At 40.5% G+C, this 23,462-nt stretch carries 23 protein-coding genes; 18 read left to right on the top strand and 5 right to left on the bottom strand.

The features are described 5' to 3' along the window. The first annotated feature begins 12 nt into the window (after positions 1–12). Positions 13–1,767: a family 43 glycosylhydrolase gene (locus DMZ48_RS17610; RefSeq protein ID WP_143956490.1), complete on the top strand. Its 1,755-nt coding sequence runs from the start codon at positions 13–15 to the stop codon at positions 1,765–1,767. Between the two features lie 13 nt (positions 1,768–1,780). Here DMZ48_RS17610 and DMZ48_RS17605 read toward each other — a convergent pair whose 3' ends face one another. From DMZ48_RS17605 to DMZ48_RS17595, 3 genes are all read right to left on the bottom strand, one after another. Continuing rightward, on the bottom strand, positions 1,781–3,199 hold the full coding sequence (locus tag DMZ48_RS17605) for a hypothetical protein (protein ID WP_143956489.1): 1,419 nt from the start codon (positions 3,197–3,199) through the stop codon (positions 1,781–1,783). Between the two features lie 34 nt (positions 3,200–3,233). Then, a complete protein-coding gene (locus DMZ48_RS17600; protein WP_143956488.1) occupies positions 3,234–4,388 on the bottom strand; it encodes an acyloxyacyl hydrolase in 1,155 nt (384 codons plus the stop codon). 144 nt (positions 4,389–4,532) lie between these two features. Continuing rightward, on the bottom strand, positions 4,533–5,513 hold the full coding sequence (locus DMZ48_RS17595) for a GlxA family transcriptional regulator (protein WP_143956487.1): 981 nt from the start codon (positions 5,511–5,513) through the stop codon (positions 4,533–4,535). A gap of 133 nt (positions 5,514–5,646) precedes the next feature. Here DMZ48_RS17595 and DMZ48_RS17590 point away from each other — a divergent pair, with 133 nt between their 5' ends. The 5 genes from DMZ48_RS17590 to DMZ48_RS17570 are packed head-to-tail and all read left to right on the top strand — an operon-like array spanning position 5,647 to position 8,011. Continuing rightward, a complete protein-coding gene (locus DMZ48_RS17590) occupies positions 5,647–6,204 on the top strand; it encodes a dihydrofolate reductase family protein (protein ID WP_143956486.1) in 558 nt (185 codons plus the stop codon). Positions 6,205–6,249: 45 nt separating this feature from the next. Next, positions 6,250–6,678, top strand: coding sequence for a VOC family protein (locus DMZ48_RS17585; protein WP_143956485.1), 429 nt, complete (start codon positions 6,250–6,252; stop codon positions 6,676–6,678). A gap of 15 nt (positions 6,679–6,693) precedes the next feature. Then, complete coding sequence (locus DMZ48_RS17580; RefSeq protein WP_242009248.1) at positions 6,694–7,140, top strand: SRPBCC family protein; 447 nt, start codon at positions 6,694–6,696, stop codon at positions 7,138–7,140. Positions 7,141–7,167: 27 nt separating this feature from the next. Continuing rightward, positions 7,168–7,596, top strand: coding sequence for a VOC family protein (locus DMZ48_RS17575; protein WP_143956484.1), 429 nt, complete (start codon positions 7,168–7,170; stop codon positions 7,594–7,596). Next, positions 7,589–8,011, top strand: a complete 423-nt coding sequence (locus DMZ48_RS17570) for an SRPBCC family protein (RefSeq protein WP_143956483.1) — start codon at positions 7,589–7,591, stop codon at positions 8,009–8,011. The genes DMZ48_RS17575 and DMZ48_RS17570 overlap by 8 nt, the downstream gene beginning before the upstream one ends. Before the next feature lie 479 nt (positions 8,012–8,490). On the opposite strand, the gene katG is transcribed toward DMZ48_RS17570, so the two are convergent. Then, entirely contained in the window at positions 8,491–10,734 is a 2,244-nt protein-coding gene (gene katG / locus DMZ48_RS17565; protein ID WP_143956482.1) for a catalase/peroxidase HPI, read from the bottom strand. A gap of 743 nt (positions 10,735–11,477) precedes the next feature. On the opposite strand from katG, the gene DMZ48_RS17560 reads away from it, so the two are divergent. From DMZ48_RS17560 to DMZ48_RS17505, 12 genes are all read left to right on the top strand, one after another. Further along, positions 11,478–11,861 carry a hypothetical protein gene (locus DMZ48_RS17560; protein WP_143956481.1) on the top strand — a complete coding sequence of 128 codons (384 nt, stop codon included), beginning with the start codon at positions 11,478–11,480 and terminating at the stop codon, positions 11,859–11,861. Between the two features lie 10 nt (positions 11,862–11,871). Next, positions 11,872–12,663 carry an LOG family protein gene (locus DMZ48_RS17555; protein ID WP_143956480.1) on the top strand — a complete coding sequence of 264 codons (792 nt, stop codon included), beginning with the start codon at positions 11,872–11,874 and terminating at the stop codon, positions 12,661–12,663. Further along, a complete protein-coding gene (locus DMZ48_RS17550) occupies positions 12,641–12,886 on the top strand; it encodes a hypothetical protein (protein ID WP_162558754.1) in 246 nt (81 codons plus the stop codon). Before DMZ48_RS17555 ends, DMZ48_RS17550 begins: the two co-directional genes overlap by 23 nt. Positions 12,887–13,241: 355 nt before the next feature. Beyond that, the gene (locus tag DMZ48_RS17545; protein WP_143956478.1) at positions 13,242–13,682 is read left to right on the top strand and encodes an Hsp20/alpha crystallin family protein; all 441 of its coding nucleotides are present in this window, start codon (positions 13,242–13,244) and stop codon (positions 13,680–13,682) included. 63 nt (positions 13,683–13,745) lie between these two features. After that, entirely contained in the window at positions 13,746–14,186 is a 441-nt protein-coding gene (locus DMZ48_RS17540) for a hypothetical protein (protein WP_143956477.1), read from the top strand. 223 nt (positions 14,187–14,409) lie between these two features. Further along, on the top strand, positions 14,410–15,657 hold the full coding sequence (locus tag DMZ48_RS17535) for a PAS domain-containing sensor histidine kinase (protein WP_143956476.1): 1,248 nt from the start codon (positions 14,410–14,412) through the stop codon (positions 15,655–15,657). Further along, entirely contained in the window at positions 15,654–16,694 is a 1,041-nt protein-coding gene (locus DMZ48_RS17530) for a response regulator (RefSeq protein ID WP_143956475.1), read from the top strand. The genes DMZ48_RS17535 and DMZ48_RS17530 overlap by 4 nt, the downstream gene beginning before the upstream one ends. Positions 16,695–16,778: 84 nt before the next feature. Beyond that, positions 16,779–17,624 (top strand): universal stress protein, encoded by an 846-nt coding sequence (locus tag DMZ48_RS17525; protein ID WP_143956474.1) that lies wholly within the window; start codon positions 16,779–16,781, stop codon positions 17,622–17,624. A 93-nt stretch (positions 17,625–17,717) separates the two neighbouring features. Beyond that, on the top strand, positions 17,718–18,608 hold the full coding sequence (locus DMZ48_RS17520) for a dienelactone hydrolase family protein (protein ID WP_143956532.1): 891 nt from the start codon (positions 17,718–17,720) through the stop codon (positions 18,606–18,608). Positions 18,609–18,746: 138 nt separating this feature from the next. Next, a complete protein-coding gene (locus DMZ48_RS17515) occupies positions 18,747–19,838 on the top strand; it encodes an NADH:flavin oxidoreductase/NADH oxidase (RefSeq protein ID WP_143956473.1) in 1,092 nt (363 codons plus the stop codon). 387 nt (positions 19,839–20,225) lie between these two features. Beyond that, positions 20,226–20,762 (top strand): lipid-binding SYLF domain-containing protein, encoded by a 537-nt coding sequence (locus tag DMZ48_RS17510; RefSeq protein WP_143956472.1) that lies wholly within the window; start codon positions 20,226–20,228, stop codon positions 20,760–20,762. Positions 20,763–21,058: 296 nt separating this feature from the next. Next, on the top strand, positions 21,059–22,093 hold the full coding sequence (locus DMZ48_RS17505) for a TlpA disulfide reductase family protein (RefSeq protein ID WP_143956471.1): 1,035 nt from the start codon (positions 21,059–21,061) through the stop codon (positions 22,091–22,093). Between the two features lie 222 nt (positions 22,094–22,315). On the opposite strand, the gene DMZ48_RS17500 is transcribed toward DMZ48_RS17505, so the two are convergent. Further along, positions 22,316–23,194: a cation diffusion facilitator family transporter gene (locus tag DMZ48_RS17500; protein ID WP_143956470.1), complete on the bottom strand. Its 879-nt coding sequence runs from the start codon at positions 23,192–23,194 to the stop codon at positions 22,316–22,318. Positions 23,195–23,462: the final 268 nt, after the last annotated feature.

Below are 23,462 nucleotides of genomic sequence, written 5' to 3'. Positions count from 1 at the left end.
CACCCTTTATTCATGTTTTCAATAAGAAGTTTTGGTCTGTTGTTCGTGTTTTGTTGTTTCTTCTCCTGTAAGAACCAGGAATTCAAAGGTGAAAAAGTTACCGAAGAACGGTCGGCATCATTTGCTACCTATTGTAATCCTCTTGATCTCGATTACCGGTTTCAGTTAGAGGAACCTTCCCGTAGAGAAGCGGCAGATCCAACTATACTATGGTTTAAGGATCGTTATTATCTGTTTGCCTCCAAATCCGGGGGCTTTTGGCATTCTAAAGATCTTGTGGATTGGGTATTTGAGGAAACCCGGACTATCCCGGTCGAAGATTATGCCCCTACCGCTATAGCAATACGGGATACGCTTTATTTTCTTGCCTCTTCTCATGAAAGAAATACAATTTACAAGACATCGGATCCACTTGAGGGAGAATGGGAGGTCGCCCGAAAGGATATAGAAGTTCCGGTATGGGACCCGGCTTTCTTTTTAGATGATGATGAGCGATTATATCTGTACTGGGGATGTTCAGACAAGGAACCGTTACTAGGAGTTGAGCTCGATTATCGGAAAAATTTCAATTTTTTAGGAACTCCGACTGTACTGAAGCATGCGGAACCCGAAAGGTTCGGATGGGAAGTTCCGGGTGATTATAATACCTTAACCGGTCAGGCACCCTGGATCGAGGGTGCCTGGATGAATAAACATAATGGAAAATATTATCTGCAATATTCAGGACCGGGAACAGAATTTAAAAGTTATTCAGACGGAGTCTATGTTTCTGAGGGTCCCTTAGGTCCTTTTGTGCCTCAGGAGCATAATCCGTTTGCCTATAAACCAGAAGGATTTGCGGCGGGTGCAGGGCATGGTAGTACCTTCAAAGATATCTATGGAAATTACTGGCATATCGGGACCATCACCATCTCCCAAAAACATATGTTTGAACGGCGACTCGGACTCTACCCTGCGTTTTTTGATGATTCCGGTGTTCTGTATACAAACACCTCTTTTGGAGATTACCCTAAATTCATTCCTCGAAGTAGGATCGATAATTTTCAGGATACTTTTCCAGACTGGATGCTTCTTTCCTATAAAAAGCCGGTAGAAGTTTCCTCCTCAATAGATTCTTTAGCCCCTGAGAATATGAATGATGAAGATATTCGTACGTTATGGGCTGCAAAGTCCGGAGCAGTAAATGAATTTGCAATGATCGATCTGGAAGAGGTTGGGGCGGTAGCAGCAATCCAGCTGAATTTTGCAGAATTCCAAACCAATCTTTTCGGCAGAACCCCTGGAAATAAATTTCGTTACAGAATCTCTGGTTCAGTAGATAAAAAGAACTGGACATTGCTCGTGGACCGCTCACAAAATGATTCCGATCGTACACATAATTATCACCCTCTTGACTCTTTAGGGGGATATCGGTTCATCAGAGTGGAAAATCTGGAAGTTCCTTCGGGAAGCTTTGCGATCAGTGGTTTCAGAATCTTTGGTAAGGGTTCCGGGGCAAAGCCGGACGCAACTTTGGGTTTGGCTGTTATCAGGAATACCGCAGATCGTAGAAGCTGTCGGTTAAGTTGGGATAAGGTTACTGGTGCAACAGGGTATGAAGTGCATTATGGTTCGGCACCCGATAAATTATATCAGTCGTATATGGTGTATCAGGATACCACTCTGGAGATCCATTCCCTGAGCAGTGATCAACACTATTATTTCAGCATCGATTCATTTAATGAAAATGGTGTTAGCAGCGGACAGGAATTAGTTACGCTGGAATAGTACAGGGTATAATTTAATCCTCCTCCTCTTTTATAATATTCTTGAACTTGCTTTCGAGGAAAGGGATTTCAAGTCCAACCACGAATTGCCAGCGCGTATATCGTAACCTGGAGTCAGTATCCGTATTGTAGTCCAGATCTATATCCGGAATCTGTAAAATATGGCTGAGATTTTTGGAAGTACTGCTGTAAGTAGTTCCGAAAACGAGATTTGACCAGCTGAATTCCCAGGTACAACCAAATCCGAAATGGATATAATTTGCATTGATACTCAGTTTTTTTACCTGAGGTGAGGTAAAATCAAGGAGAGGGGTTTCATCTTTGATCGCATTAAAATCGGAAGAGCAGCTCAGATAAAACAATAGATTTTCAGAGTAGTTATATTCAAATCCGGCTCCAAAATTGATAACAGAGTTTCTTTCTTCATAGAACCGGTCTGGAGCATTAATTTTCGTAAAAGATTCATGATCAGGAATATCGATTCTTTTATATAAAGAAACGGGCGCATAATAATCAAGGTTCAGCGATAGTTTATGACGATTGATGGGAATTCCAACGCCAATTGATACGGCAAAGGGTTCTTTTCTGATCGCTTTAAGATCTTTTGCCTGGAAATCGGTAAAACTGTCGTTCTCAGTGTCCAGATTGACGAGTATTTCGCGATAATTATAAGATGCATCGTGAAGTACTTCAATATAAGGAGTGGTAATATTTACGCCAAGTTCGAAAGAATCAAATTCATAATTCGCACCGATCTTGAATAGCAGGCCATATGATTTTTGTGAAAAATCTGATTGGGTCTGATAGTTCCCTAAAACTTCTTCAGGATAGAAAAGCGTGTAATTGATCCCGCTATTGCCTTTTAATTCATAGACAATTGCAAAGATGGTAGTACCCACACTAAGTCTTTCGGTAAGTTTTTTGGCCCAGGTGAGGCCAAACCATTCATCCTTGATCTTTGATCCAAGATTTAAATTGATCTGATAATTCTCGGCAGCTGTTTCATTTTCCGGATTGGTGATCGGTTCCATTTCACTGCGGTATCCCATCTGAATATCCTGAGATGATTTGGAGAGGAAGGATATAGCGAATCTGCTATTGAATAGATTAAAGGTACTTCCTGCAATCGAAGGGATCGCATTGAAGTTTCGGTTACTCAGTTTGGTATTACTATCCAGAATGTTCTCCAGTTTCAGGTTGGTCAGTTGAAATGCCTTGGCACTGAATCCGATACCGGTGTTTTCAAGTACTGCCAGCCTTGAGGGATTATAATAGGCGAGTCCGAGATCTTCTACGCTACCGGTTACATTACCGGATAATAGTATGGATTTATTTCCATAGTTATTGAAATTGTAATTTCCCTGTTGTGCATGAAGAGAGCCTATCCAGAAGGAAAGTAAAAGAAGGATATTATGGTAAACTTTTAATTTCAATTGTGGTCTTCTTTAAATTCAGTTATGCTGGTTATTACCACCGGAATGGCCGGAAACCTATTCCGAATTCAATCCAGTCAGCAGCAATTCCATTTGCTTTTAATCCGATCTGAGCATACATCAGTTCATTGATATCGTATCGGGCTGCCGGTCTGAAAAAAACGTTATTCTTATCGTAACTATCGGTTAAATGGATACCGGCTTGTACCAGAATGGTGAGCCTCCAGAACATAAAATCATATCCCGCATGTACTGCATAAATGGAAGTATCATCGGGATCCTCGTTTATCGCTTTAAGACTATTGTCGTTAAAGAAATCAAATCCTATTGTGGCACTGTGCATATTGTTGAACTTATGCTGATATTCCAATAGCAGTGAAAGTGTTCCCCAATGGGTATCAGTACCAGCTTCAAAATCATTCTGAACAACTCCCATGGCAAAATAGGTGTTGATGAGATGCTGTTCTTCAGGTTTATAAAGGCCTTTTCTTACGGTACTTTTAAAGCGCGGTGAAACCAAGGTTTCAGGTTCGAATCCCGGATCGACAATATTCTGATCTGCATTGTAGTTATAACGCATACCGAGATGAATTCCGAACATATTCAATCCATAATTAGGGGTATTCGAACGTCCGTTACTGAAGTGGGTAAAATCAATCCCGGTGACAAGATCCATTTCCCGTGTCCATTTATATGTCCAGGTAAATCCCACACTAAAATAAACCGCCATTCGAGCTCCTATCGCTATGTTTAGAGGATTGTTTTCAGCATCATAAGGATTCAGATGATAGGTGAGTCCGAGTGCGGGAGAGACTGAGAGCACATCTCGTTTATGCATAGGGGTTACCGGAAAATCTATAAAACCGAAAACAGCATTGGGGTTACCGAAGATTTCCGGGTCTCCGATGAATCCTGTATAGGCCCCGATACCATATTGGGGATAGCCATAGGTGCTCCAGATATCAGCATCCTGACTTTGCCACCCGTATCTGAACTCCAGAGCTCCATACCCCGAATCGAGTTTAGAGTCCAGATCTGATCCGGTATATAAATGCATACCGGAATGCCCTCTGAGCATAATTGAACGGTATTTCCCCCGTTTTGCCGTTTCAACTTTCTCCTGACCATAGGTCCTGTTTAAAGGGGCGAAAAACAGTATAGAAATCAGGAATAAAATGCATGACCTCATTTTAATTCATTGATTTTTTGTTACTCTAATTTAAGAAAATTTTTGATGGAATTATTTGAGATCCTTGAGTAAAACTACTGTAATTCAGTAATTTAAAATTGATTTAAACAGGGTGTGTCACCGAGAATAAAATGGGATTTCCCGTTAAAATACAGGTGCTCGTTTATAATGATTTTGATAATCGACTGGTGTCATTCCGGTGATCTTCCGGAAAACATCCCGAAAAGCTTTAGCATCGGAATATCCTACATCATACATAACTTCATTCACATTCTTATGACCGATCTCCAATTGTTTCTTAGCTGCCTCTACTTTGACCATTTGAATATAGGCAATGGTGGTATTCGAAGTAGCTTTTTTAAACCTTCTTTCAAAAGTTCTTCGGCTAAGCGAAATTCGGTCACAAAGATCATCGACATTTAGTTTGTCTTGATAGTTTGATTCGATGTATTCCTGAATCTTTATGATCTCCACGTCATTATGTGATTTTTGTCCATGAAAAATTATAAAGGGTGACTGACTGTTCCGGTTAATATCGATCTGAAAGATCTTGGATGACAGTACTGCTAGTTCTCTTCCTGCAAATTTCTCGATCAGGTACAGGATAAGGTTAAGTGAAGAGTAGGCACCTCCGCTGGTGTAGATTCCATTTTCATCCGTGATGATTCTGTCACTTACCAGATTGATCTTTGGAAACATCGATCTGAAATCTTCAGCAGCCAGCCAGTGTGTCGCACAATCCATACCATCGAGCAATCCTGTCTCGGCAAGAAGAAAAGCACCGATACAAAGACTGGCAACTTCAGCTCCCAGGTTATGTTGTTGAAGAATCCAGGGTACAAACTCCCGATTATTCTCAATTACTTTGCTATAATCGCCATGAATCGCCGGAATAATGATAAGGTCAGTTCGATCGACTGATTTGATATCAGTGTCCGGAATAATGGAAAAGATTCCATTGCTCAACCTTGCTTTTTCGTTGGTAGCAACCAATTGTAATTTAAAGACTGCCGGCTTTCCCGCTTTGATCATGGCTTCGTTGGTCATGCTGAACATCTTATAGGTAGCCTCCAGGTTGCTCAGACTCGAATTGCCACTGGGAACCAGTATAGATATATGTCTCATTTTAAGTAAATTATGTATGTTTTAAAGGTATTGAATTCTACTGTCGTAATCAACCCTCGAGATTGTCGTAATTACACCTCCAGATAGAGAAGTATTCATTGTATCTTTGAGTATCAGTCATTTATGAAAGGAAATGGGACGAGTAAATTCCTTTACGTTTATTACCCTTAACGGATTTTATAAAGATGCTTTTGGGGATATTGCATGGCATTCTCATAATGAGAAGGCCACGGCCTATTCAACAGCCCAGCTCGCATCCGGTAATCTATTACTTTTTGGTCGAATCACTTATGACATGATGGCTGCTTTCTGGCAGTCTGAACAAGCCTGGAATAGCTTTCCGGAAGTAGCAGAAGGGATGAATCGAGCTGATAAACTTGTTGTATCTACCAGTAAAAGCATAAATACCTGGAGCAATACTTCTAAATTAGAAGGTGAATTAACGGTTGAAGTGTCGAGGTTAAAAAGGGAGCTGGAGCGGGATATCACTGTTCTGGGAAGTGGCAGTATCGTTGCTCAATTGGCGGAAGCCGGATTGATTGATGAATTCCAGATCTTAACAGATCCTGTTGTAATTCCGGACGGGACTCCACTTTTTACCGGAATTAAAAGAAACTTAAAATTATTGCTGACCGGAACGGAGGATTTTGGAAACGGGTCGCTGTTACACCACTTCCGACCGATCGAATAGGAACATTATCTAAAAAAATTAATAATAATCAAAAAACAAACAATTATGAATTTAGTTAGTAACCAGGAATTTTGGTTAAACCTTCCGGTAAAGGATGTTTCAAGGTCCAGAAAATTCTACAGTGACCTGGGTTTTGAAGAAATCGACATGCATAAGGGGAGTTCGGATATGGCCGGATTCCATCTTGGAAAGTCCCGGGTGCCCCTGATGTTATTTCCTGAGGCACGATTTAGTCATTTTGCAGATAATCCGGTAGTAGATACCAATAAGGGGACAGAGGTATTTCTTAACATCGATGCTGCCAACAAGGCTTCCGTAGATAATTTTAGTGACCTTGTAAAAACTGCCGGGGGGGAAGTATATGTTGAACCGGAAACGGTAGAAGGCTGGATGTACCTGATGGCGTTTAAAGATCCTGATGGACATCGTTGGGGCGTTCTGCATATGGATATGTCTCTGATGCAGGGTAAGTAATGCAAATTATGGACTATGAAAGATTTTAATAGTATGACCCATAGTATCGTTATTGATGCTGACAGAGAAAAAGTCTGGAAGACTTTATGGGAAGATGAAACATACCGAAAATGGACTGCAGCCTTCATGGAAGGATCACATGCAGTAAGTGACTGGAATGAAGGGAGTAAGATTCTGTTCAAAGGCCCGGATAATAATGGAATGGTTTCTATGATCGCTGAGAAGATCGAGCCTGAGCTTATGACATTCAGACATCTGGGTGTGCTTAAGGATGGTGTAGAGGATACCACAAGTGAGGAAGTCAAGGCATGGGCAGGTTCCAGAGAAAAATATGTTCTAAAAGATCAGGATGGACATACGCATCTTGAAGTAGTGATGGATATCAGTCCGGAATACGAACAAATGTTCGATGAAATCTGGCCAAAAGCATTACTGAGGGTAAAGGAACTATCAGAAAAATAATTAGAAGAATAACTTAAATTTTAAATAATGAAAGCACAACCCTATTTAAATTTTGATGGCAATACAGAAGAGGTATTTGATTTCTATAAAAGCGTTTTCGGAGGAGAATTTCTGATGAAGATGAAAATGTCGGATGGCCCCGGACTGGATGATCTTCCGGAGGATGAAAAGAATCGAATCATGCATATTTCATTGCCTATTGGAGATGGAATCATTCTTATGGGATCCGATATTGTTCCTTCTATGGGACATAAACTTACAGTAGGAAATAACGTGTATGTCAGTTTACATCCGGATAGCCGGGAAGATGCTGACAGAATTTTTAACGGACTTTCTTCGGGAGGAGATATCGAGATGCCGATGGCGGATCAGTTCTGGGGAGATTATTTCGGTAGTTTCGCCGATAAGTACGGAGTACGATGGATGATCAATTATAATGCAAAAAGCAATGAGTGAATCGAATAGTATTACAGTGCAAACACAGATTAAGGCTCCTGTCGATAAGGTATGGGAATACTGGACTACACCTGAACATATCATAAACTGGAACAATGCCAGTGACGACTGGCATACGCCTAAAGCGGAGGTCGACCTGAAAGTTGGAGGTAGGTTTACGAGTAGGATGGAGGCTAAAGATGGAAGTTTCGGATTTGATTTTGGAGGAGAATATACTGAGGTCACGGATAGCGCATTTATCGCGTATGTTATGGATGATGGAAGACATGTATCCATTACTTTCGATAGTGAGGGAGGTGAAACCACAGTAACTGAAACCTTTGACCCTGAAAATCAGAATCCGTTGGAAATGCAACGGCAGGGATGGCAGGCGATTCTGGATAATTTTAAGAAATATACCGAGAAGGAGTTTTGAATTTTGGATTAAGGATTAAGGATTAAGGATTAAGGATTATGAATTATGAGTTAAGAATTGAGGATTGAGAATTGAGAATAATAAAGGGTTATGGGTTATGAACCACGGATTACAGGATACTATATCCCTAACCTAACTCCTTCCCCATGAAACAGAAAACAGCATATAGCCTACAGCTTACTGTGTTAAGATGTGACAATGTTACCAGTAACCTTGTAACGTGTAACAGAAAACAGAAAACAGCCTACAGCTTACTTCATTACTGCTTTACTGTGTTAGAGTGTTACCAGTAACCTTGTAACGTGTAACCTTGTAACAGAAAACCGTTTACTGCTTCACTGCTTCACTGTGTTACGATGTGACTATGTGACGTTATTACCAGTAACCCTGTAACCCTGTAACCCTGTAACTCTGTAACATAAAAAAAGGAGCGCTTTTGGCGCTCCTTTCAAGTTAACAACATTAAGTAAGTTCAGTATTTAAGCGAGATCAAAACGATCAAGGTTCATGATCTTATTCCATACTGAAACGAAGTCTTTTACAAATTTCTCTTTGGCATCAGAGGCTCCGTAAACTTCAGCAAGTGCTCTCAATTCTGAGTTAGATCCGAAGATCAGATCTGCTCGGGTTGCACTCCATTTCTTTTCTCCAGTTTTGCGATCAGTTCCTTCGAAAACTTCTTCATTTTCGGAAACTGATTTCCAAACGGTGGTCATATCCAGAAGATTCACAAAGAAATCATTGGTTAATGCACCGGGTTTATCGGTAAATACACCGTGTTTGGAATCGTCGTAGTTTGCCCCTAATACACGCATTCCACCGAGTAATACGGTCATTTCGGGAGCGGTTAGGGTTAATAACTGGGCCTTATCGATCAATAATTCTTCTGTGGAAACATCAAATTTGGTCTTTCTGTAATTTCTGAATCCATCTGCAAAAGGCTCCAGGTAGTTGAATGCATCAATATCGGTTTGTTCTGCGGAGGCATCCATACGACCCGGTTTAAAGGGAACAGTTACCTTAAAACCTGCATTTTGAGCAGCTTTTTCTACTGCAGCACATCCTCCGAGAACAATTAGATCAGCGAGGGATACTTTTATATTTCCAGTCTGTGCTCCGTTGAAGTCTTTTTGGATTCCTTCCAGCACATTCAAAACCTTAGCCAGTTGTTCAGGCTTGTTCACTTCCCAGTTCTTCTGAGGTTCCAGTCTTATTCTGGCACCATTGGCACCTCCTCTTTTATCAGAGCCTCTGAAGGTTGAAGCGGAAGCCCAGGCTGTCGAAATCAATTCTTGTATAGAGAGACCTGAGTTCAAAATCTTGGTTTTAAGTGCAGCGATATCCGTCTGATCAATAAGAACGTGATCAACCTGAGGAATCGGATCTTGCCAGATCAACTCTTCCTGAGGTACTTCTGGTCCGAGATAACGTTCGATAGGACCCATATCACGATGGGTGAGTTTATACCAGGCACGGGCGAATGCATCGGCAAATTCGTCGGGATTCTCGTAGAATCTGCGGGAGATCTTCTCATAAATCGGATCGAACTTTAACGATAGGTCTGTGGTTAGCATCGTAGGACGATGTTTCTTATTGGGATCAAAAGCATCAGGAATTGTCGCCTCAGCATCTTTTGCTACCCATTGTTTAGCCCCTGCAGGACTTACTGATGGTTCCCATTCGAATTTGAACAGGTTGTCAAAGAAATGATTGCTCCATTTGGTAGGCGTTTGTGTCCATGTTACTTCGGGTCCACCGGTGATAGCATGAGTACCCACACCCGATTCAAAGGTATTGGCCCATCCGAAACCTTGTGCTTCGATTGGCGCTGCTTCAGGTTCGGGCCCGACATAATCAGCAGGACTTGCAGCACCGTGTGTCTTACCAAAGGTATGTCCACCTGCAATAAGTGCTACGGTTTCTTCATCATTCATCGCCATGCGTTTAAAGGTTTCCCGAATATCCTTTGCTGCGGAAATAGGGTCTCCGTTTCCATTAGGTCCTTCCGGATCGACATAGATCAGTCCCATTACCACGGCAGCAAGCGGATCTTCAAGATCGCGTTCTCCTGAATACCTTTTATCATCCAGCCATTTGTCTTCGCTTCCCCAGTATACGTCCAGTTCCGGTTCCCAAACATCTTCACGGCCTCCCGCGAAACCAAAGGTTTTAAAGCCCATGGATTCCAGTGCCACATTTCCGGTTAATACCATCAGGTCTGCCCAGGAGATCTTATTACCATATTTCTGTTTGATCGGCCATAACAAACGGCGAGCCTTATCAAGACTAGCATTATCTGGCCAACTGTTCAAAGGTGCAAAACGCTGTTGTCCGGCTCCGGCACCACCTCGGCCATCTCCGATACGATAGGTTCCTGCACTATGCCAGGCCATACGGATGAAAAGTCCACCGTAGTGACCGAAATCGGCAGGCCACCAATCCTGAGAATCGGTCATTAAATCATTCAAGTCCTTTTTAAGAGCTTCATAATCCAAACTATTGAAAGCCTCTTTATAATTAAAATCCTCACCCATCGGATCGGATAATGAAGAATTCTGTCTTAGAATATTTACCTTAAGTTGATTTGGCCACCAATCACGATTAGTGGTTCCTCCTCCGGCACTGCCTTTAGGTGCCCCGCCAGCAAACGGACACTTACTTTCACCATTGACGTTATAACTTGCGCTACCTGTTACATCTCCAGGATGTGATTTGTTTTCCATTTGAATAAAATTTAATTATTTAAGCTAAAATTACGATTATTAAAAATTATAGTTTATGATTTGTGATAGGTTTTATTTATGGAAATATATTAGAAAATTATTCGAATAATTTAGTGATTATTCGTTAAATCTCAAAGGGTTAGGTAGTTAAGAGTTAGGTTAAGTTTTTACTTTGATATGGTTGGAAAACGGTAATGAAGAAAACAGTGATGCAGAAAGTAGTAATGAAAAGAGCTGTTTTCCATCTTCTGTCTTCCGTTTTCTGTTACAGGTTACACGTTACCGGGTTACTGGTAACATTGTCACATCGTAACATCGTAACACAGTGAAGCAGTAATGCAGAAAACAGTGATGCAGAAAGTAGTAATGAAAAGAGCTGTTTTCCATCTTCTGTCTTCCGTTTTCTGTTACAGGTTACACGTTACAAGGTTACTGGTAACACTCTAACACAGTAAAGCAATAAAGCAGTAATGAAGTAATGCAGTAACCTGTTGGCTGTTTCCCGTTTTAAGATTCAAGGGGGAGGGAGTTAGGTTAGGGATATAGTAACCAGTAATCCGTGGTTCATAACCCATACCCCTTAATTATTCTCAATTCTCAATTCTCAATTCTCAATTCTCAATTCTTAACTCATAATTCATAACTCATAATCCATAACTTATCATTTTCCTCTAAATTGATATATATCATTGAAAAACCTGGACAGTAGATATACCTTGGTGATTTACTTAAAACAGACAATTATGGAAACTTATGTGAGTAATTCGGTACTTCATTTTGAACATACTATTTGGCACAATGAATTACTTTTTTGGGAAGATGAGATCAAAATATTCAGGAATCGACTGGAACAGATTCTGGATCGATGGACGAACCATGCCGTACTTGCAGATCTTGATCATTTTCAAAATCAATTTGAGATTCATCAGGCTAAGATCGATTCGTTGCGCGACGCCATAGAATATCATGAACATACATTGGCCATAATGACTGTATCAGACCCTGAAATTATCAATGTAAACAGCTATAAATTACATTTGAACATCAGAAAACGAATGGAGACTGAACGAGAAGTCTACAATGACCTTAAGAAGCAGTTCTTCGGCTATTTGTCGAGATATCTTTAAACGTATTAAAATGGACTCACAAAAAGGTTTCTTAACAAAAGAAGAACAAATGTTCCTCAAAGGTCCTCGGGACAGGATCAAGGAATTATTGTTCACGATGCGGGTACAGTATCATTTTATCAAAGCGTTCAGAAAGATGCACTTTATGGGACCTTGTATTACTGTTTTTGGTTCAGCCCGGGTCGATAAAGATCACCCTAACTATAAAATGGCCGAGGCGGTCGGAGCCTCACTGGCCGATATGGGATTTGCAGTTATGACCGGGGGAGGACCCGGAATTATGGAGGCGGCTAATAAGGGGGCTTATATGAACGGCGGTTATTCGGTAGGATGTAACATTATCCTGCCTCAGGAACAAAAGCCGAATCCTTATCTGCATAAATGGATCAATATACCGTATTTCTTTGTTCGGAAATTTCTTTTGATCAAATATTCTTATGGATTCGTGGTAATGCCGGGAGGGATCGGGACACTGGATGAATTGTTTGAAGCACTGACGCTTATACAAACCAAAATGATCGAACATTTTCCAGTAGTGCTTTTTGGTAAGGAATATCATAAGGAACTATATCACCATATACAATTAATGGCAGCAAATGAGAGTATCAGTAAGGAAGATATGAACCTCCTGTTTATCACTGATTCCATTCAGGAAATGAAAAATCATTTGGAGATTCATGCCATTGAGCAATTCGGCCTGATCAAAAAACCAATAAAGCGGAAATGGTGGTATGGTGAAGGGTGGAATAACCATAGTAGGAATGAAAAATCATATAGAAATGATCACAAGATTGCCACATAAAGCGTTAGAATATATCAGATCGCATTTTAAAGAGGCGGTTCTATTGGATGTTAGCAGGAACAGCGATAAAAGATTTGGTGGAATGGTCTACACCGCTAATATCCGTGAAAATGCCAACCAACATGAGTTCCTGTTCGATATTAAAGGCGAATTGCTAAGGCATCATATTATCAGGAAAGAGGGTGATGCGTTTGAAGATCCTATGGTGATAAATGATTTTTGAGGCGGATTGGGATTGTTAAAATCTTTTCGTCTACCGTCACCTGTCACATGTAACACAGTAACGCTGTCACCTGGTAAAGTAGTAATGCAGTAAGCTGAAGGCTGTTTTCCGTTTACCGTTTACAGTATTCTGTCCCCGTCACCTGTCACATGTAACACAGTAACGCTGTCACCTGGTAAAGTAGTGAAGCAGTAATACAGTAATGCAGTAAGCTGAAGGCTGTTTTCTGTTTACTATAGTCTGCTTCCCGTTATCTGATTATTTAACATGCTAAATTGAGCAATATCAATTCACAAGCGCTTCCTAAGTGGTAATTTGGGGTCATCAAGGAAATAAACATTAAATCTTTAATATCATGTCACTTATTAAATTTAACAGAAGATCACCATGGTTGGATTCCGAAATGACAAGATTTTTGGATACTCAGGATTTCTTTAATGATGCTTTCTGGAACAAAACCATGCAAAGACAACCGGCTCTTAATATCAAGGAGACCGAAGAAGAATTCAGGATCGAACTGGCAGCTCCCGGTTTGACCAAAAAGGATTTCAATATTTCCATCGAAGATGGCTATTTGAACATCAGTGCCGAAAAAAGAGATTCTAAAGAAGAGAAAACTGATAATTATACCCGTCAGGAGTTTAATTACAATTCCTTCAGCAGATCTCTGTTACTGCCTGATTCCGTTAAGGAAGAAGGTATTGAAGCTACCTATGAGAATGGCCTTCTCCAGTTAAAACTGGCTAAAAAGGATGAAGCAAAAGTGCATGCTTCCCGTTCCATTAAAGTTAGCTGACCATACTAATGATAAGGGTGGAGGTCTGGGACTCCACCCTTTTTAACTTTAAATTCCTTTACAATGTCACATTATTTCAACCCCCGTTATATGGAATGGAAAAGTGCAGATGAAATGCATGAAGATTCCAAAAGTTGGCTTTCCGAACTTGAATTTATGATCACAGAGCAGCATTTTCTTGATGATCTTTTCGGAAATTACTTTATCAAGCTGAGTTCTGAAAAGTATTTGGAAAAAGGCAGAGATCTGGTGGAAAGACTGGAAATGAGTAAAAATGGTGTAAAGTCTATGATCAGAGATGTTCAAAAACATAATAATGAACTGGAAATATTGTTGGATGGGGTAGATCAGCCCTATGAGGAGAAAGAAGTGAAAGCAGATCATCTTTTGATCAGAGAAAGAATGCATGAACTGTCTCATGGATTTAAAGAATTGAAATCCGATTTTTTCATTTTGATCGGAAATATAATGGTAGCCGAAAAAAGGAAAAGACTGCTATCCTGATATTGAAGGCAGACCGGAACAACATTTAGCGTTTCCCTTTACTGTTACCATAGCTATCAATGTATGGGCTCTTTTCGTTTAGGTACAGGCTATTCGTTTTCTGACTTGTTACATTTAACAAAATTGGTTAAATTTAATAGAGTTTAAACGGGCTGCCTGATTGAATATCAATCTCATAAATCTACAGCTTAAACGAATTACATATCGTAACTGAATTACGAATATGAAGTTTGATCAAAAGGATAAAGATATTTTTAATGTACTCTCGGAGGCTATACCAGAGGGGATACTCGTTGTTAATGAGAGACAGACGATCATACTGGCAAATACTTCGCTGGAATCGATGTTCGGCTATGATAAAAATGAACTTCGCGGGCAAAATTTAAACAAACTTATTCCAATACCCTTTCAGGGAGTACATCGTTCACATTTTGAAAATTATTTCAGGAACTCCAGAAAACGGAAAATGGCTGCCGAAAGGAATCTATATGGTATCCGAAAGAATGGAAAAGAATTCAGGGTTGAAATAGGTTTGAATCCTTTTAGCATTTATGGACAGGTATATATCCTGGCGCTGGTCATGGATATAACCGATAGGATGAGGACAGAAGCACAGATCAGAGAACTAAATGAGGAATTGGAGGTAAAGATCAGAAAACGCACTTCAGAACTCAGAGAAACTATTGAAAAACTTACAAAAGAGGTACAAAGACGAGAACAGGCGGAAAGTAAAACCCGCGAAGCACTGGAAAAGGAAAAAGAATTGAATGAGCTTAAATCAAATTTTCTTTCTCTGGTTTCTCATGAGTTTAAAACCCCGTTGAGTAGTATGCTTACCTCTGCTGTACTGGCTGGTAAATATACCGAAAGTGAACAACAGGATAAGAGGGATAAGCATCTGGAAATTATCAAGAGTAAGATCAGGAACCTGGATTCCATACTCAATGATTTCCTCTCTATGGAGAAGATGGTTTCCGGAAAGTATGATTATCATTATTCGACCTTTAACCTGAGTAAAGTTTTTAATGAAGTTATCTATGATGCCAATATGATGCTCAAATCCGGGCAAAAAATCAATTATCCGGAAAATGCTGATGAGATCATGATCCAGCAGGATGAAAAGGTATTTAGTGTCATTCTTTCCAATATAATTCAGAATGCCATCAAGTTCTCGCCAGAGAATTCATGTATTAAAATCACCATCGATGCTCTTTCTGAAGGGGTATACAAGATTAGTATCCATGATAATGGAATAGGGATTCCGGAAAAGGATCAGAAGCATATTTTTGAGAGATACTTCAGGGCGGGAAATGCGTTGATGATTCAGGGAACCGGTATCGGGTTGAATATGGTCAGAAGTCACCTGACCAATCTCGGGGGGCGCATCAGCTTTATAAGTGGAGAAGGTAAAGGAACTACCTTTTTTATAGAAATTCCGGACCGTTCATTTCAAAAATCCGAGAGCCTATGAAAAGCTTACTGATCATTGAAGACGATTCGGTGTTGCGTGAAAATATAGCGGAGCTCTTAGAATTACAGCATTACCGGGTTTTTCAGGCTGCAGATGGCTCTAAGGGTATAGATCTTGCAATAAAGCATCAACCCGATCTGATTATCTGTGATATAATGATGCCTGAACTCGACGGTTACGGGGTATTGGAAAGACTTTCTTCAGACCCCACTACTCAGGCGATTCCCTTCATTTTTCTCTCGGCAAAAACAGAAAAAAAAGAAGTTCGTAAAGGGATGGACCTTGGGGCTGATGATTATTTGACGAAACCATTTGAGGAGGAGGATCTTCTTCATGCCATCGAAAGCCGTATTGCAAAAATGGATCTGTTAAGATCAGAATTCAGCCATAGGTTGAATCAACATGAAGATATCATTACCCTCGATGAATTAAAGAACTTCTTCTTTGAGGAGGGAACCATACTTTCTTATAAAGAAGGAGAGGTGATTTATTTTGAAGAGAATCATGCCAATCAGATCTTTCTGATTGAACGGGGTATGGTGAAGACGCATAAAACGGATAGCCATGGGAAGGAGTTAATCACAAAGGTGTTTCGCGAAGATGATTTCTTCGGGTACACTTCTTTTTCACATCAATCCACCTATGAAGAAAATGCTACTGCAATTAGTGAAACCACCGTTTTTGCTTACAGTAAACAAGCCTTACATGATATTCTGGAAAAGAATATCCATCTGACTCTGGAATTGTTTGATTTTATTTCAGAGGATCTTTCGGAATCGCGAGATCGTTTACTTAGAATGGCATACGGATCGGTCAGGAAGAAAACTGCCGCCACTATTCTGCAGTTCATGGATGTCTTCGAAAGAAATAACCGTAAAGGATTTCGGATCAGCAGGGCTGACCTTGCCAGTGTTGCCGGAATTACCCCGGAAAGTTTTATCAGAACCATGGCAGAATTTAAACAGGAGAAACTTATCGTTATTGAGGATCGGTATATCAGGATCATCGATACAGAAGGCTTGAGAAAGATCATTTGATCGTTTAATAATCAGGCTTTTTGATATATATCATGAACTTCCTGAAATTCCGCAGATAACTTTGTTGTTATTAAATATCAAGCGATGAAAAATATTCTGATTCCTACAGATTTTTCAGAGAATTCCTGGAATGCTGTTACCTATGCTTTGTCATTTTACAGGAAGGAGTCCTGTACGTTTTATCTGCTTCATGTGATCGATGTTATGGTGGGGGCAGTGGTAAATGCTGCCTTCGATACACCGCTTCAGGAGATCGATCATGAAAGAATTGCTGCGTCAGAAACTAAACTTATGAAATTATACGATCGTGTAATTTCCCGGGAATTGAATCCGCATCATACGATTAAATTAATTTCAGAAACAGATACCTTGGTGGAATGTATACGTAAATCAGTAGTTAATTATCATATAGACCTTATTGTCATGGGAACCCGAGGTGCGGATGGGATCAGAGAGAAGACAATTGGGACACACACTGTTGAAGTACTGACAAGAGTAAAATGTCCGTTACTGATCGTCCCCCGGGAAGCATGCTATTCAAAACTCCGGGAGGTGGTCTTTCCTACCGACTACAGGATGCCTTGTACTACGGGAATAGCAGAACTACTGAAGAAACTGATACTACTGGATCAGGTACCCATACGATTTCTTCATATTGTTAAAAAACATTCTGATTTACTATCTGTGGAGCAGGAACTTAATAAAATAACGTACAGTGATAATTTCAAAGATTTTGAAAACAGTTTTCACACGCTTACGAACCACAATCTGGAACTCGCTGTTGAGTGTTTTACCGAAAGCAGGGATATCAGTCTAATCGTGATGGTCGCTAAAAATCTGAATTTTTTTCAACAGATACTGTTTAATCCCAGGGTAGCCGAGATCAGTTATCATACCCGTATTCCTTTTCTGGTATTACATGAGGTATAAATTATTGTGATGTTCAGTCTGATAGTATCACTGCCTTATTTTGTATATTTATGGAAAGACCAGTTTCATTCACCAACCAAATATACACCGATCATGTCCGAACTTAAAAAAGAAGATATCAAACAGGAAGTTTTTGACCTTTATGATGATTACGCACATAACCGTTTGACAAGAAGGGATTTTATTCAGAAACTTTCTTTATATACAGGAGGTAGTCTAACACTTCCAGCCTTGATGAGCTTTATGATGCCTGATTATAAGGGAGGTGTTCAGATCAAAGCAGGTGACCCGCGTATCGAAGAGTCCTATATTGAATATGATTCCCCAAAGGGAGGAGGAAAGATCAAAGCTTTACGCTGTGTTCCTAAGGAACATTCTGGAAAAATCGGCGGGGTAGTGGTGGTTCATGAAAATCGTGGATTGAATCCGCATATTGAAGATGTAGCCAGGAGAACTGCAATTGCCGGATTTATAGCGCTGGCACCCGATGCATTATCTCCCTTAGGGGGCTATCCCGGAAATGATGATGATGGAAGGGCTTTACAGCGAGAACGAGATCGGGATGAGATGCTGGAAGATTTTATAGCGGCTTACCATACACTTAAATCAGAGGAGCGCTGTAACGGTAAAGTCGGTGTAGTCGGTTTTTGTTTCGGTGGGTGGATCAGTAATATGATGGCTGTAAAAATACCTGATCTGTCGGCGGCAGTTCCGTTCTATGGCGGACAACCTGAAAGTAGTGATGTTCCACAGATCCAGGCACCTTTATTACTACATTATGCCGGATTGGATACAAGGGTGAATGCAGGGTGGCCGGAGTATGAAGCAGCTTTAAAGGCAAATAATAAAGCGTATACAGCCTTTATATATCCGGAAGTGAATCATGGTTTTCACAATGATACCACACCCCGATATGACAAGGAAGCCGCTACGCTGGCATGGTCTCGTACCGTAGATTTCTTTAAGGAAAAGCTGGAAGGGTAGTTTTAGCAGGGATTGATTATCGGATTCACTATTCGAGAATTGATAAGGTTGTCCGTTCATTGAGGTTTTTTAATATAAAGTAAGGAGCGGCTACATTTAACGTCTGAAGATTTAGAAAAATTAAATCAGTTTATTGCTATGTCAAAATTATTCAGTCAACTTTCAATAAAAGATATCACCTTTAAAAATCGGATCGTTACTTCACCTATGTGTATGTATTCAGCGGAAAACGGATACGCTACCGATTGGCATTTGGTACATTATGGGACCAGAGCAATAGGAGGCGCTGGTACCGTTTTGCTGGAAGCTACCGCTGTAATTCCTGAGGGAAGAATTTCTACAGGAGACCTTGGAATCTGGAGCGACAAACATATCCCCGGATTAAAGCGTATTGCTAACTTCATCAAGGAGTCAGGGAGCGTTCCCGGAATTCAGATAGCTCATTCCGGAAGGAAGGGAAGCTACAAAGTTAGCGGCGCCGATAGTCGATTGCTCGAGACCGAAGAAGAAGGCGGATGGGAGGTTAGCGGACCTTCGGCGATACCCTTTTCAGAAGGAGCGTTAACGCCCAGAGAACTTGATATTGAGGAGATCAAAGAAATTCGAAATAATTTTAAAGAGGCTGCTGCCCGTGCTGCTGCTTCCGGATTCGAAGTATTGGAAATTCACAGTGCTCACGGATATTTATTGCATTCCTTTCTTTCTCCTGTATCCAATAAGAGAAATGATCAATATGGTGGGAGTCTGAAAAATCGTGCAAGACTATTGTTCGAGATCGTTTCGGATGTTCAGGAAGTATGGCCGGAAAACCTTCCATTAGCGGTTAGAATTTCAGCGACTGACTGGATCGATGACGGTTGGGATCTGGAATCTTCGTTATGGTTAAGTGAAGAACTCGCATCAAGGGGAGTTGATATCATAGACGTGTCCAGTGGAGGTTCGTCTCCGGATGCAAAGATACCGGTAGGGCCGGCCTATCAGTTACCTTTGGCTAAATCTATAAAGGAAAAGGTTGGAGATAATATCGCTGTCGGAACAGTAGGTATGATCACCAATGCTGCGCAAGCCGAGACCATTCTTCTGAATCAGGATGCGGATTTTATATTCCTGGGAAGAGAACTTTTAAGAAATCCTTATTTTCCACTGAATGCTGCCCGGGAATTGAGAGCTGACATACAGGTACCGAAACAGTATGAACGCGCTTTTCCAATTAAAAAAAGCGTAGTTTAAAGAATAATTCAAAGAAATAACTAAAGCACCAGAGCCATCATCGTTCCGGTGTTTTTTTTCGGCGATTAGGCTGTTACCAGTAACCTTGTAACAAGTAACTCTGTAACAGAAAACAGAAGACAGCCTACAGCTTACTGTACTATTGTTTACAGGTTTACTGCATTACTGTTTACTGCTTCACTACCTTAGGATGTAACCATGTAACAACGTAACATAGTAAAATAGTGACACTATGAACTTTCTATTAAATAATTGATATTCAATGTATTTAAATTTAATTACTAGCGTATTTTCTATTATATTTATATCCTCTTGCCCGCATAGCGTATTATGAACAATCCCTTCGGATTTTGTTTGGTTTTAATAATCTAAAAAAGCAGCGTTTCAATGAAGTATTTAGTAAAAAGTATCATCGTTCTGATGATTATGGCAGGAGTTACCCATTCGATGAATGCACAAAGTGAAAAGGATCAAAAGATTATAGCGGATTCAGAAGCCGCTGTTAAAACACTTTTAAAGGTAAATCCGGAGATCAGGAGTTATTTTGATAAATCAGCGGGTTGTGTTGTGTTTCCGAATGTCGGAAAAGGCGGTTTCATCGTTGGTGGTGCTGCCGGTAGGGGAGTATTATATCAGTATGGCCAGAAAAAGGGTATCGCCAGTATGAAAGAGTTTAATTTTGGTCTTGAACTTGGCGGTCAGGCGCTGATCGAAGTCATCTTCTTTGAAAAACTCGAGGATGTCGAAGATTTTAAGAAAGGTAAATTCCAGTTCGATGCCGGTGTCTCTGCCGCTGCACTGGAGTCAGGAAAGAGTTATAATGCAAAATATAAAGACGGGGTTGCTGTATTTACCCATACCAAAAGCGGAATGATGGCCGAAGCATCTGTTGGCGGACAAAAATTCAGCTATAAGGAGTTTTAAGTAAGGTGATAGGAGCGAGTGTACGTTTTTCGGCTATTGATGCATGACGCACACTCGCTTTTGTTTTTCCATTGAAATACAAATAGCACCGCTGGAAACGTTTTATTTTAAAGTTCAAATCAATTTTGAGTATGAGTGAAATTTTCCAATGTACTTTCCTTTGGACCTATTTCATTTATTGTTAGATCATTAAGGATCTCTAATTTTTTTGTAAGAAAATTCTGTTTGATTTTACCGGTACATCCTTTTAATTTGCGGTCTATTGTAGTATTGGCTCCCATTTTAAATCAAGTAAGATGTACCAAACGATACCCTTCTTTCTTTCTGTTTTTTTTCTTTCATGTTCCGGGAGGATGCAACATCCGGAATATTTAGCCATTTCAGGCAAAATCTCCAATGCCAGTTCTCAGGAGTTCTATATCGATGCTTCTGATGAAGTAACAAAAACAATCATGTTAGAACCTGACGGTTCTTTCCAGGATACTCTTGCGGTAGGTTCTCCAGATGGCATACTTCAATTAAAATTGAATGAGGGGAACGTAATTGCAACGATATATGCGGAAAATGGTGCTGACATGTATTTTCAGGCAGATCTTTCAGATTTCCGCAACACCTTGCATTTTACACAGGATCTTGCCGGCTATAATAATTACAGAAACGATCGGTATGTGATCATGAATTCTAAGGCTGGATATAATAAGAATTGGGTAAAACTGGATAAAAAGAAGTTTACAAACAGTGCCGAAATATTAAAGGACAGTTTGTGGAATGCTTTACATTCTTATGCTGATGTGAAAGCGACACATGTAAAGGAGGAAGAAGATTTCATTGAAGGATATATGACTACTATTTATGATATCTATGAACAGGAGCATAGTGAGTCGGTAAAATATACAGTAGGTAAGGCTTCACCGAAATTTGAAAATTTTGAAAATTATGAAGGTACGACCACCTCGTTAAGTGATCTTAAAGGGAATTTTGTATTTATCGATGTATGGGCAACCTGGTGTAAGCCATGTAAAAAGGAATTTCCTTATCTGGAGGCTTTACAAAAGGAATACACTGAGAAGAATATTATATTCGTTAGTATTTCTATCGACCGACAGGAAGACAAGGAAAATTGGAAAAAAGCGATCCGTGAGAATGCACTGGGTGGTATACAATTGATAACTCCCAATGGGGAGGATGCTGATTTCTTAAGGGATTACAGCATTCGGTCGATTCCTCGTTTCATCCTGATCGATCCTGAAGGAATTATTATTGATTATAACACCCGCAAACCTTCCGAAACCGAAGCACTAAAAGAAATTTTTTCCCGCTTAAAAATGTAAAAATCAATCACTGTAGTATAAAAGTCAAAGCGTCAGCGAGCCGTAAAGTCACTCAAGGGCGTTTTGCGCAAGCAAAACAATCTGTATCCATGATAGGGCAATGCGCCAGCGAGCCGTAAAGTCACTCAAGGAAGTTTTGCGCCAGCAAAACAAACCGCGACACTAGAGAACTGATTGCGCCAGCAATCAGGATCGACACTAAGCACCGTCAGGTGCACGTCACTAGAAGGTTAGTCTGTCCGGCTCAATATGTATCAACACATTCTCCAGATTCGGAATTTGCTCCATCAGGTAATCCTTAAGATCATGGGCAATCTCATGGCCTTCCCGTACGGTAATATCACCGTTTACGATAATATGCAGGTCGACATGATAGCGCATTCCGGATTTTCGGATAAAACATTTTTCCGTTTCGATCACACCATCAACTTCTTTTGCGTGCATTCTGATCTCTGCGATGAGATCATCATAAAGGTGCTCGTCCATAATCTCCCCGAGAGCAGGACGAAAAATCAAAAAGCTGTTATAAAGAATGAACCCCGAAGCAAAAAGCGCCGCCCAGTCGTCGGCAGTTTCATATCCTTCTCCAAAGATCAAAGCGATCGAAATTCCGAGAAAAGCCATAACTGACGTAATCGCGTCACTACGGTGATGCCATGCATCTGCTTTTAAGGATGAACTATTCGTTTTTATACTTTTATTCAATACGATCCGATAGGACACTTCTTTCCAAACGATTATGGTTCCCAGAATAATGAGCGTCCAGGCTTTAGGTGTTTTATGCGGGGTCATTATATGCTGGATGCTTTCATAAGCAATAATGGTGGCAGAGGTAACCAAAAAAGCCACCACAAGGAAAGTGATCAGTGGTTCGATCTTTCCATGTCCATACGGATGGTTATCATCTGCAGGTTTCTTGGCATATTTAAGTCCGAAAAGCACCAATAACGAAGAGAATATATCGGTAGTTGACTCAATAGCATCAGCGATTAGTGCATAGGAATTACCAAAGATACCGGCAAGTCCTTTGATCACGGCCAGACTTGTATTACCGATGATGCTGAAATATGTGGTGCGGATCGCGGTATTTTCATTATCCATAACCGGGCATTTCAGAAGGTGGGTGGATTCAGTTGGCGAAGTTACTACATTTAATTAGATTGACCATTTGGAATTACGATGAAACGATAAGGATTTTACTTAACCCAGTGACGTGCACCTGACGGTGCTTAGTGTCGATCCTGATTGCTGACGCAATCAGTTCTCCAGTGTCGCGGTTTGTTTTGCTGGCGCAAAACTTCCTTGAGTGACTTTACGGCTCGCTGGCGCATTGCCCTATCATGGATACAGATTGTTTTGCTGGCGCAAA

It is taken from the genome of Robertkochia solimangrovi, assembly GCF_007279655.1.
In the GTDB taxonomy this organism is placed as follows: domain Bacteria; phylum Bacteroidota; class Bacteroidia; order Flavobacteriales; family Flavobacteriaceae; genus Robertkochia; species Robertkochia solimangrovi.
This window is presented reverse-complemented; position numbering and strand designations above follow the sequence as displayed.